Annotated in this window: 9 protein-coding genes and 1 pseudogene; 5 read left to right on the forward strand and 5 right to left on the reverse strand. The window is 68.4% G+C overall.

Annotated features, from left to right (window positions below; genetic code table 11):
• The 3 genes from LCH29_RS41680 to LCH29_RS41690 all read left to right on the forward strand — a co-directional run bounded on the left by LCH29_RS41680 (position 1) and on the right by LCH29_RS41690 (position 4191).
• Positions 1-1170: a thiolase family protein gene (locus LCH29_RS41680; protein WP_446466888.1), complete on the forward strand. Its 1170-nt coding sequence runs from the start codon at positions 1-3 to the stop codon at positions 1168-1170.
• Between the two features lie 93 nt (positions 1171-1263).
• Complete coding sequence (locus tag LCH29_RS41685; RefSeq protein ID WP_446466889.1) at positions 1264-2409, forward strand: acyl-CoA dehydrogenase family protein; 1146 nt, start codon at positions 1264-1266, stop codon at positions 2407-2409.
• A gap of 498 nt (positions 2410-2907) precedes the next feature.
• A complete protein-coding gene (locus LCH29_RS41690; protein WP_446466890.1) occupies positions 2908-4191 on the forward strand; it encodes a CaiB/BaiF CoA transferase family protein in 1284 nt (427 codons plus the stop codon).
• A gap of 57 nt (positions 4192-4248) precedes the next feature.
• Here LCH29_RS41690 and LCH29_RS41695 read toward each other — a convergent pair.
• Positions 4249-4908, reverse strand: a pseudogene (locus LCH29_RS41695) (integrase core domain-containing protein); the annotation flags it as partial.
• Between the two features lie 11 nt (positions 4909-4919).
• Between LCH29_RS41695 and LCH29_RS41700 the strand changes: the two are divergent.
• On the forward strand, positions 4920-5498 hold the full coding sequence (locus tag LCH29_RS41700; RefSeq protein WP_446466897.1) for a hypothetical protein: 579 nt from the start codon (positions 4920-4922) through the stop codon (positions 5496-5498).
• A gap of 510 nt (positions 5499-6008) precedes the next feature.
• Entirely contained in the window at positions 6009-6449 is a 441-nt protein-coding gene (locus LCH29_RS41705; RefSeq protein ID WP_446466891.1) for an SRPBCC family protein, read from the forward strand.
• Between the two features lie 191 nt (positions 6450-6640).
• On the opposite strand, the gene LCH29_RS41710 is transcribed toward LCH29_RS41705, so the two are convergent.
• From LCH29_RS41710 to LCH29_RS41725, 4 genes are all read right to left on the reverse strand, one after another.
• Positions 6641-7447 (reverse strand): alpha/beta fold hydrolase, encoded by an 807-nt coding sequence (locus LCH29_RS41710; protein WP_446466892.1) that lies wholly within the window; start codon positions 7445-7447, stop codon positions 6641-6643.
• Entirely contained in the window at positions 7444-8343 is a 900-nt protein-coding gene (locus tag LCH29_RS41715) for an aldo/keto reductase (RefSeq protein WP_446466893.1), read from the reverse strand. The genes LCH29_RS41710 and LCH29_RS41715 overlap by 4 nt, the downstream gene beginning before the upstream one ends.
• Entirely contained in the window at positions 8340-9209 is an 870-nt protein-coding gene (locus LCH29_RS41720) for a helix-turn-helix domain-containing protein (RefSeq protein WP_446466894.1), read from the reverse strand. Before LCH29_RS41720 ends, LCH29_RS41715 begins: the two co-directional genes overlap by 4 nt.
• Positions 9210-9331: 122 nt before the next feature.
• Complete coding sequence (locus tag LCH29_RS41725; RefSeq protein ID WP_446466896.1) at positions 9332-10153, reverse strand: amidase family protein; 822 nt, start codon at positions 10151-10153, stop codon at positions 9332-9334.
• Positions 10154-10399: the final 246 nt, after the last annotated feature.

Raw genomic sequence — 10399 nt, forward strand, 5'->3', positions numbered from 1 at the left:
ATGCGTGACGCGGTGATCGTGGACGCCGTCCGTACCCCCGTGGGCAAGCGGAACGGCTCGCTCAGCGATGTGCACCCGGTGGACCTGTCCGCCGTGGTGCTGCGGGCCCTGGCGACACGCAACGACCTGGACCCGGCGATGGTCGAGGACGTGGTCTGGGGCTGCGTCTCACAGACCGGCGAGCAGGGCGGCTGCGTCGGCCGCTTCGCCGTCCTGGCCGCCGGATGGCCGGAGGAAGTGCCGGGCGTCACCATCGACCGGCAGTGCGGATCCTCGCAGCAGGCGGCGCAGTTCGCCGCCGCGGGAGTGATGAGCGGCCAGTACGACATTGTGGTGGCTGGCGGCGTGGAGTCGATGAGCCGCGTTCCGCTGGGCTCCGGCCGCGAGCGGGGCCCCGGCGAACCCTTCGGCCCGGCCGTACGGGCACGGTACGGCGTCTCACGGTTCAGCCAGGGGCTGGGCGCGGAGGAGATCGCGCGGCGTTGGCGGCTGAGCCGGGAGCAGCTCGACGCGTACAGCCTCCGGTCCCACGCCAAGGCGGCGGCCGCGATCGACGAGGGGCGGTTCACGTCCCAGATCGTGCCGGTGAACGTGACGGACGAGGACGGTTCCGTACGCACCGTCGACACGGACGAGGGAGTACGGCGGGGCGGCACGGCCGCCACGATGGCGGCTCTGAAGCCCGCGTTCACCGAGGACGGCGTGGTCACGGCCGGCAACTCCTCGCAGATATCGGACGGTGCCTCGGCGCTGCTGGTCATGAGCGGCGAGAAGGCGCATGCACTCGGTCTGCGTCCGATCGCCCGCTTCCACTCCTTCGCCGTCGTCGGAGTCGACCCCGTGACGATGCTGACCGGCCCCATCCCGGCCACCGAGAAGGTCCTGAAGCGCGCCGGTCTGGGCATCGAGGACATCGGAGCCTTCGAGATCAACGAGGCGTTCGCCAGCGTGACCTGCGCCTGGCTGGCCGAGACCGGCGCCGATCCGGAGCGGCTCAATCCCGACGGCGGCGCCATCGCGCTCGGCCACCCCCTGGGAGCCTCCGGCGCCCGGCTGACCACGACGCTGCTCCACCACATGCGAGCCGCCGGCGTCCGCTACGGCCTGCAGTCGATGTGCGAGGGCGGCGGCATGGCGAACGCCACCGTCCTGGAACTCCTTCCCCGCTGAGCCGGAGCCGCCGGAGCCGCCGGAGCCGCTGGAGCAGCCCGAGCCCTGGGGCCCGCTCGACAAGGCGCCCACAACCGAGGAGTGCGAAAGCCAATGGAACCAGACGAGTTCGACGCCGTTCTGGCCGCTGTGCGGGCCTTCGTGCGCGAGAAGGTCGTCCCGCGTGAGAATGAGATCGAGGGGAAGGACGAGATCCCGGCCGACCTCCGGGAGAAGTCCGCGGCCATGGGCCTGTTCGGCTACGCGCTGCCCCAGGAGTACGGCGGGCTGGGCTTCTCCATGACGGAGGACGCACGCCTCTCCCTGGAGATCGGCTACACCACGCCCGCGTTCCGCTCGATGTTCAGCATCAACAACGGGGTCGCCGGCCAGCTCCTGGCGAGTTCCGGTACCGAGGAGCAGAAGCGGCGCTATCTGCCGCGGATGGCCGCCGGGGAGTTGATCGCGGCGTTCACGCTCACGGAGGCGGAGGCGGGTTCGGACCCCAGTGGTATCAGGACACGTGCCGTGCGCGACGGAAGCGGCTATGTCCTGAACGGCAGCAAGCGGTTCATCACCAATGCCCCGCTCGCCGGTGTCTTCATGGTGTTCGCCCGCACCGGGCCGCAGAGCACGGGCGCCGAGGGAATCTCCGTCTTCGCCGTCGACGCGGACAGCCCCGGCGTCACCGTGGGACCGAGGGACCACAAGATGGGCCAGTCGGGGGCCTTGAGCGCGGAGGTCTTCTTCGACGACGTACGCCTTCCGACGAGTGCCCTCGTCGGAGGACGCGAGGAAGAGGGATTCCGCACCGCCATGCGATCGCTGGCGAGGGGACGTTTGAGCGTCGCGGCGATGTGTGTGGGGCTGGCCGGGCGCATCCTGGACGAAAGCGTCGCGCACGCCTCGGTCACCCGGCAGGGCGGACGGCCCATCGGCGAGTTCCAGCTCGTCCAGGCCATGCTCGCCGAGTCGCACGCCGAGATGTACGCGGCCCGCGCCATGGTGCTGGAGGCGGCCCGCGCGTACGACTCGGGCGAGGACCGCAGGCTGGCGCCGTCCTCCACGAAACTGTTCTGCAGCGAGATGGTGGGCCGGGTGGCCGACCGTGCCGTCCAGATACACGGGGGCATGGGATACATGCGCCACGTTCCCGTCGAGCGCTTCTACCGGGACGTGCGACTGTTCCGCATCTACGAGGGGACGAGCGAGATCCAGAAGCTCATCGTAGGCAGGCAGTTGCTGCGGGAGCACGCGTGACGGGCGGCGCTGGCGGCCCCCATGAGCGAGGCGCGCGAGGCCACCGGGCCGTACGGGGAAGGCGAACGGCCATCGCCGTGCGGTCGTGGGCCGGCAAAGGGGGCCGCCACGAGACCGGACACCAGGCGCGGCCGTGCTCGTGGAGGACGACGGGCCCGGTACGCGTGCTGAAGCCCGCCACAATGCCCTGACCGGCCGCGAGGAACCCGGAATGCGCTCCGTCCTCCATCGCGGAAACCAAGCGGATCCTGGCGTGCCGAGGGGGTACGGGGACAGCCGCAACTGCTGGCCGGTGCGGACTTCGCCGAGGGCAGCGCCGCGTGCTTGGCCGGACGCGCTCCGCGGTTCACCGGACCGACCACGACGGAGCGGACATGAGGCGGGCGGCGCGGGCCACAGCACCGACGCGCCCGGCACAGCAGGTACGACAAGGTCGAGGAGAAACCTATGGCGAGGCCCGGCTTTCCTCCCCGGACCCTGAAGGGTGATCGGGTGAACGTGGCAGACACCGAGCGGATGGCAGACACCGAGCGGGCGGAACGCTCCGACCCGAGACGAACCGCTCGTGACGCGGCCAAGCCGGCCGGCCCACTGGCGGGCATCACGGTGGTGTCCCTGGAGCAGGCGGTGGCGGCTCCCATCTGCACCCGGACCCTCGGTGACTTCGGGGCTCGGGTGATCAAGGTGGAGAACCCGGAAGGCGGTGACTTCGCCCGGCACTACGACGACGTGGTGGGCGGCATGGCGGCGCACTTCGTATGGGTCAACCGGGGCAAGGAGTCGATCACGCTGAACCTGAAGGATCCGGCCGGGATGGCGGTACTCCACCGGTTGCTCGACCGCGCCGATGTGATGGTCTCCAATCTTGCACCCGGTGCCACGGCGAGGCTCGGTATCGCGCCCGCCGACCTGGCCGTCAGCCACCCGGAACTCATTGCCGTGGAGATCGACGGCTACGGGCCGGGAGGCCCGCTGTCCTACAAGCGTGCTTACGATCTGCTGGCCCAGGCCGAGTCGGGCGCATGCGCGATGACGGGCTTTCCCGGTGCGCCGGCCAAGCCCGGTCCGCCGATGGCCGACGTGTGCACCGGCCTGTATGCCGCGCTGTCGGTTCTGGCGCTGCTCTGCGGCAAGGAGCGTGGCCATGGTCGCGGCCCCGCCGCGGCCGCGGTGAGCCTGTTCGACACGATGACGGAGTTGATGGGGTATCAGCTCACCTACACGCTGCACACGGGTGTGGATCAGCAGCCGGTCGGCATGGGCTCGCCCGCGGTGGCGCCGTACGGCGCCTACCGCACGGCGGACGGCCAGACCGTCGTCCTGGGCACGACGAACGACCGCGAATGGCGGCGATTCGCGCGTGACCTTCTCGGCCGGCCCGACCTGGCCGACGACGAACGCTTTCATACCACCTCCGGCCGGGCCGAGCACCGTGAGTTCCTGGACGCGGAGATCGCTGACTGGTGCGCACGCCATGACCTGACGCAGGTGCAGAGCGACGCAGATGCCGCAGGGATCGGGAATGCCCGGCTCAACACACCGAGCGAGGTCATAGCCCATCCGCATCTGATAGCCCGCGACCGGTGGCGCCGGATCGACACACCTCACGGTCAGGTACCCGCTCTGCTTCCACCTCCGGTCATCGCCGGCTACGAGCCACCGATGGGTGGGATCCCCGCACTCGGTCAGCACACCGACGCGCTGCTCACCGAACTCGGCGTCACCGAGGAAGACATCGCCGTGCTGCGCGCACAAGGCGCGGTGGCCCCGGCCCCTCGCTGAGGTGCCGGATCCATGCCTCGACGGCGCCTGTGCCGCTCGAAAAGTCATCGCTGCATGTCATGCCGCGTGTCTGTATTCGTTGATGAGGCCGCCGAGGATCCGGGTGCGTAGGACTACGCTGGTGCTGAGGCTATGCGCCGCGGCGGGTTGTTCGTGGGCGTCGGGTGGTAGCTGGTTGCGGGCCTGGTGGGGTCGGTGTTCGTTGTAGTGCTGTTCGTAGGCCGCGAGGACGTGGCGGGCGTGGGCGTCGTTCATGATGAGGACGTGGTCGAGGGCTTCGCGTCGGATGCTGCCTATGACGCGTTCGCAGTGTGCGTTCATGCGGGGAGCCTGCGGCGCACTTGTGAGGATGTCCATCTCCTCGGCTGCAAAGACGGCGTCGAACGCTTCTCCGTACTTGTCATCGCGGTCGCGTAACAAGAAGTGCAGGGACTGGATGCGTATGCCCAGGTCGGACGTGAGGTTCCGTGCCTGCTGCACCGCCCAGTCCCGTGTCGGGCGGGCGGTGACGCCGGTGATGTGCAGCCGCCGGGTGTCGTGCTCAGGGAACACCAGCGCGTACAACCGCCTGCCGAGTGCGGTGTCGAGGTGGAAGAAGTCTGCCGCGATGATGCCCTCGGCTTGTGCGGTCAGGAACTCGCGTCAAGTAGGGCCTGAGCGACGTGGCGCGGGGTCGATACCGGCCGCGTTGAGTATCTCCCAGACCGTCGAGGCGGCAAATTGCCAGGATGATGCACCATCTCGCTCGCATGCTGTCGCGTGCGCGCGAACTCGGTGTACCGACCGCAGAGCTGCTCTCCTGGACAAACAAGACGCCCGGAGAGATCGGCGAGCGCATCACTTGCCGGATCTTGGCAGAGGCAGACGACATACCTCCTCAAGACATGATCAACCAGATCACTCGCCGCCTAGCCTCCTCACGGGCGACTGGGGACGACTGGGATTTGGTGGACAAGATCCTTTCCGGCGACCCGGAGCCGGAGACGTTCAAATTCTGGGGCGACGCGTTGGAAACGCCCTCCGCTGAACCGCAGGATCCCGCAATGTTTCCTCCGAAGGACTGGGCACGAGCATGGCGCTGGTCCCTGGTCCTGCCAGACGCAGTATTCACACAGTGGCAGCACGCCATTGCCCAGGTCACTGCCCGTTATGGAGCACCTGATCCGGAAGCCCTTGACTGCAGATCGGAACTCCCGCAAACGCTCACCGGCCAGTCCGCCCACACCGAGGAGGAATTGGCCGCGCTCTCGGTACTCGAGGCGGCCGAGCTCGTCGCAAGGTGGCGCCCAGACGCGGCAAGCGACTAGAAACTCATGGGAGCACGAGAACTCGCCCGAACACTAGAATCTGTCGCAAAACAGGATCCCGGCCGTTGGCCGACCGACCCAATCGCGGTCGTGACTGCCCTTCGCGAACCGGTCTACGTTCTCCACTACTTCCGCGCCCTGACCGACAAGGCCACTGAGGCAGTGCCAACGCATCCGCGATCCTCGAATCAGCAAAGCGGGTCCGGACCGCACGATGGGAGCCAGCCATACTCGGAGGGGAGACTTCGACTTCGAGGACGACACGCGGCACGCTGCCATCAACCGTGGCAACGCCCAAGCCCTGATCCCGCGGCTGGCTACATGACAGCCGCGCGGGGGCCGCAGCGTTCCCCGGGGTGGGTGCGGCGCGCCCTCCCACGGCCGTGGCCGCGCCGCTAGCGTCGACTGCGTGCCGAGCGGTGGCCTCCCACACCCCGGTGCCACCACCGTTCCCGGAGCGCGTCGACATGACCGACCCGCCCCTCCCCGCCCCGATGGAGGAGAACACCGATGCCCGAAACGTTCGCCAGCGCCGTCATCCCGGCCAAAGCCGCAACCGTGTGGCACACCATCCGCGACTTCGGAGGACTGGCCACGTGGCAACCCGCTGTGGCGAGCAGCACTCTGCTTGACGGAGACACACCTGACCGCGTCGGCACTGTCCGCACCCTGCTGATGGCTGGCGGAGAAACAGTTGTGGAGACCCTCGTGGCACTCGATGATCACCGTAAGACGCTCACCTACGACATCGTCAGCTCGCCATATCCCGTGGGTTTCTATCGCGCCACCATGCAGGTTCTGCCGCTCACTGCGACTGACGAGGCATTCGTCGGCTGGTCGGTGGTCTTCGACTGCGCACCTTCCGATGCTGGCACACTGACAAAATCCTTCCGGGACGACATCTTCGCCACAGGTCTACGCGCGCTGGCCGATCACTGCGCTGAATCCTGACCCACCACCGTTCGGGAGGTGGTCAAGAGCGTGGGGCCGTCCACGCTCGCCGACGCCCAGGGACGGTGCCGTCGTGGCGGCCCTTGCGGGCGGCGTCTCGTCGACGCCGCCCGCACGCGGGGCAGCAACCTCGGGCTCAGGAAGGGCGTCCCGTGTCGGCCCCTCGGGCCGGAGGCCGTGAGTGCGGGTGGTCAACCGGCCTGGGACGCTGTTCGCGGCAGCACGTGGTCCAGGAGCAGTCCGCAGAAAGCCGCGGGCTGTTCCAGTGGTGCGAGGTGTCCCGCCCCCGGGATGACCACCATGTCCTCTGCGCCGAGCTCGCGCGCCAGACCCTCGCCTCCTTGGAAGAAGTCGGGCATGTCGTGCTCGCCGACGCCCACCAGGACCGGGATGGAAAGTGCGCGCAACGCGAACGGGTCCGTGCTCAGCGGGTCCGCGGCCCGAGCCGGCTCGCCATGGGCGAGCTGCGATCGCAGCTGGTCATGCAGCATGCGGGCCGCGTGCGCCCGCACTTCGGGAGATGCGTCAGCCGCCGTCCAGGCGTCGACCCCTGCCTTCACAGCGGCATCGATGTCGCCGGCGTCCAGCGCTGTTCTTTCCCTGTCCCAGGCTGTCCGCAGGTGCGTGGACGGTGTTTGATCATGAGGTCGGTACCCCACCAGGGCCAGACCCTCGATACGGTCGGGTGCCGTTACGGCCGCTTGCAGTGCCACCAGCGCGCCGAGCGAGTTCCCGGCCAGGACACAGCGGTCGACCCGGAGGTGATCGAGCGTGACAAGGACGTCCTCCCAAGGTGCCACCTCGCGCTGGTCGTGCACGAGGGCCTCACCGTGGCCGGGCAGGTCCAGGGCGATGGCCCGGACGCCGACCTCGGCGAGCAAGGGCAGGTGCGCCCTCCACATGGTGCGGTCCGTGGGCCGGGCGTGCAGCAGGACGACTGGCCGTCCTTGGCCTGCCTCGTCAGATGGCAGCAGTATGTCATCGAGTCCTTTTCTCATGCGGCGTTGGTGAGCTCGTCGATCTCTTCGTCGCTCAGGCGCAGCTTCGCCGCGGCGATGTTGTCCTCCAGGTGGGCCACCTTCGACGTGCCGGGAATGGGCAGCATGACCTGGGAGCGGGCCAGCAGCCAGGCCAGTGCGACCTGGGAGGAGGTGGCGCCGTGTGTGGAGGCGATGCGGTCGACCTGTCCGCCGGGCCGGGCGAGTTCGCCGGCGCCCACCGGTGCCCAGGGGATGAAGCCGATGCCGTGGCGGGTGCAGTGGTCGAGGACGTCGGCGGAGCTGCGGTCGGTGAGGTTGTAGCGGTTCTGGACGGTGGCTATGTCGGCGATCCGCTGTGCCTGCTCGATCTGGTCGACAGTCACCTGGGACAGGCCGATCGCGGCGATCTTGCCTTCGTCCTGGAGGCTCTTCAGTTCGCCGACCTGGTCCTCCAGCGGAATCTTCGGGTCGACGCGGTGGAGCTGAAAAAGGTCGATGTGGTCCAGGCCGAGGCGCCGCAGGCTCATCTCGGCCTCCTGGCGCAGGTACTCCGGACGCCCGACCGGCGGCCATGCCTTGGGGCCCAGGCGCACCAGTCCCTGATCGCTCTTGATCACATCGGGTCCGTTGCGGGTGAGACCGGCTTTGGTCGCGATGAGAACGCCGTCCGGGTAGGGGTGTACGGCCTCCCGGATGATCTCCTCGCTGACGTACGGCCCGTAGGAGTCCGCGGTGTCGATCAACTGGACGCCGAGGTCGACGGCGCGACGGACCACACGGATGCACTCCTCGCGGTCGTCGGGTTCACCCCATATGCCGAGTCCGGTGAGCCGCATGGCTCCGAAGCCCAGACGGGCGACCTTCTTGCCGACGATCTCGAAAGTACCGGCGGCGTGGGCGATGGGTTCGGTCATGGCCGGGTGTTTCCTTCTTCTGCGATGGTGCTGCGTTCAGTAAAAGCGGTGCTCTGCTCAGCCAGCCGGCGGAGCAGGATCAGGCCATCGCTGTCGGCGCTGCCGGGCTCGGCGCTGTAGACGGACAGGTGCTGCCCCGGGGCACTGGTGACGGCGAGTGCCTCGAAGTGCAGTCGCAGTTCTCCCACCTCCGGGTGGTTGAAGTGCTTGTCCTCGTGCGTGCGCGGGCGGACCTCGTAGCGGGCCCACACGTTCGCGAACGCGGGACTGTGCACACTCAGCTCGCCCACGACACCTTCGATGCGTTCGTCGCCGGGGAACTGCGATGACGACGCACGCAGGTTGTTCACGGCGACATGCGCTGCCTTGTCCCAGTCGCGGTAGAACTCCCTGGCGAAGGGATCAAGGAAGATCATCCGGAGCAGGTTGTCGTACCGGGCAAAACCGCGGTACAGCTCCCGCGCCATCGCGTTGGCGGCGAGGACGTCCTGGGCCGAGCCGACCACGAAGGCAGGCACGTCGTGCATGCCGTTCATGAGTCGCAGCAGCTCCGGGCCGACGGTCGGCGTCGCCGACACAGATGGTCCGAGGGCGGGCAGGCCGAGCCGGAACAGATGAGCAGCCGCGGCGTCATCGAGCCGCAGCGCCCGAGCGATCGCCTGGAGCACCTGCTCAGAGGGGTTCCGCTCGCGGCCCTGCTCAAGCCGTATGTAGTAGTCCGTGCTCACTCCCGCGAGCAGCGCCACTTCGTCCCGCCGCAAACCAGGAACTCGGCGGGAACCGTGGTCGGGGAACCCGACATCCCGCGGCATGGTCATCGCGCGCCGGGCACGCAGATAGTCACCGAGCTTGTTCTCGCTTTCCACACCGGAGAGGCTAGTCGGGACAACAGACCTGTGGGTGGGTGCGATACCCCCACCCACAGGTCAGGCCGTGAAGGGGTGCCCGATGCCGCGGGGTCGGGGCCGACGGTGCCATGCGCCCCGTGTCAGGCCAGGTCAGGATGGCGGTGACGGACAGGGCTGACCGTCTCCAAAGTCGCGCCCAAGCGCAGGATGGTTGACTCGTCATACCAGCGCGAGACGAGCTGGACACCTATCGGCAGACCGTCGGTGGTGGCCCCGAACGGCAACGACAGTGCCGGCAGGCCGGTGAGATGGAACGGAACGGTCGCACGCATGATGCCGCGCGCCGGAACGGTCACGTCTCCGACGCGGAACGTCGACTGGGCATGCGGTGGGGCGGGGATGGGGCACACCGGGCACAGCAGCGCGTCGTAGCGCTCGAAGTACGCGGCGAACAGGGAGCTGAGCGCGTCGACCTGCTGCTGTGCGGCGACATAGTCGGCCGGCATCACCTCCGGTGCGCTGAGCGTCCGCCGGATGACGGGGTGCACCTCGGATTCGCGGCCGGCAACCGTCTGCCGGAAGTACGGCACCACCTCTGCGGTGTACAGCACCGCGCTCAACGTTGTCGCGTCGACCGCCTCCAGCCCGGCCGGCGGGGCGGGTTCGACCACGCAGCCCAGCTCTCGCAACGCGTCGGCGGCGGCCGAGACGGTGGCCGTCACCTCGCGGTCCACCGGGCCGAACGCGGGCTCGCCCGCCCAGCCCACCCGCAGCCCGGCCAGGTCCCGCGATCCGTCGGCGTGGGGCGGTGAGTGCCGTACGTACTGTGGGTGCCGAATATTACATCCGCCCTGGTCAGGTGCCGGGTGTTCCTGAGGGGCTGGTAGCGGTCTCATGAGTTCGAAACCTGGGTAGTTGCGTTGTTCGGTGGGCCGCGATGCACCGCGTCGAAGCTGCTCCATGTGCCACTTGATCGCTTCCGTGTACGGCGTCGTACGGAGCTTGACGACGCGGCAGATCTGCGAGAGTCTTAAAATGGAACAAAAGAGGAGAATTGACGCGCGACTGGGGGTCAAGGGGTCGCAGGTTCAAATCCTATCGTCCCGACGGTGTGATGTCGCAGGACATCGGAATGACCCCGAACCCACGATTGGGTTCGGGGTCATCGTCGTTGTGGGCCGGGTGGGCGGCCGGTCGGCTGGTAGTCG

Source organism: Streptomyces sp. BRA346, assembly GCF_052851135.1.